This window comes from Azospirillum sp. TSO5, assembly GCF_003116065.1.
Taxonomy (GTDB): domain Bacteria; phylum Pseudomonadota; class Alphaproteobacteria; order Azospirillales; family Azospirillaceae; genus Azospirillum.
Genome location: NZ_LGQY01000169.1, coordinates 1 through 1,179 on the forward strand (window position 1 = coordinate 1; position 1,179 = coordinate 1,179).

The following is a 1,179-nucleotide window of genomic DNA, read 5'->3' on the forward strand; positions in this document are numbered from 1 at the left end:
GCGGGGGAGCAACCATGTTGTTTTCATGGTGAGTGTGGCATTGCCTCCCATTCCTTGTTGTCTCGGACCATGGCATTGAGGGTGACGATCATCTTTCGCATGGCAGCGACGATGATGAGCTTATGCGGCTTTCCAGCGGCTTTGAGGCGTTCGCAGAAGAGCTTGATGAGGGGATTGCACCGTTTTGCGGTTGTGGCGGCCATGTAGAGCATGGTTCGGACCCGCTCTCTGCCGCCACGGCAGTATCGTCGCCCCTTATGCTGGCCGCTCTCGTCGTCGAAGGGAGCGACACCGATCAGGCAGGCGATGGCATGTCGCGTCAGCCGGCCAAGCTCGGGCACACGGACGGCCAGCGTGACGGCATTCAGGAAGCCGATCCCCGGCATGCTCTGAAGCCGTTTCACCTGCTTGTCCAGGTCCTGGTCCTCTTCGACCAGGGCCCGGATGCGGGCGAGCAGTGCCCTCTTGTCCGCGGCCAGACGTTTGACCTGCTCACTCACCAGCGCCCGCACCTCGTCATCGACGAAGCCTTCGAGCTGGGTCTTGGCCTGTGCTGCGGCAGCGCTGAGCTGCTCATAGTAGGTCAGGTAGGCCGCCAGCCGCTCCAGAACCTGGGAGCGTGCCGGGCGCTCCTCGCCGAACAGAGCGGCGAACTCGGCGATCACACGGGCATCCAGCCGATCGTTCTTGGCATGCTGGCGCCGCATCTGGGCGAACAGCCGCACATCACGGGGCTGCAGCACCAGCACGCGAAAACCGGCTTGCCGCATCGCCTCGACCAGCTTGCGTTCATAGCCACCCGATGCCTCGACCGCGATGGCGTCCACCGGCCGTTCGGCCAAGTGGCGCAGCAGGGCGGTAAACCCTGCTTCATTGTTTCCAACGCTGACGCTCACGCCATCGGGCCAGAAATGGCCATCCAGCTGGCGTTTGGAGACATCCAGGCCAAGTGTCTTGGAAAAAGCAGCCATCTCCCAGTCCCTGCCTTGCAAATCCGGGCTCATGGCCCGCGCAACCATTCGGGTTTGTTGGAAGACAACCGGCCGGGACCTCGCTCCCCCGCGGCCTCAAGCAGCCTCGGATGGGACGGCCTGCCGGCCGGCCCGAGCTGCTGGGGGTGGCCACCCCCAGCAGCTCGATCCGTCGGAGACACTATAAGCCAAACTCAACATACAAGGG

At 63.5% G+C, this 1,179-nt stretch carries 1 protein-coding gene; it reads right to left on the reverse strand.

What is annotated here, in order from left to right:
• Window positions 1-23 precede the first annotated feature (23 nt).
• Complete coding sequence (locus TSO5_RS31380) at window positions 24-971, reverse strand: IS110 family transposase (RefSeq protein WP_158282522.1); 948 nt, start codon at window positions 969-971, stop codon at window positions 24-26.
• Window positions 972-1,179: the final 208 nt, after the last annotated feature.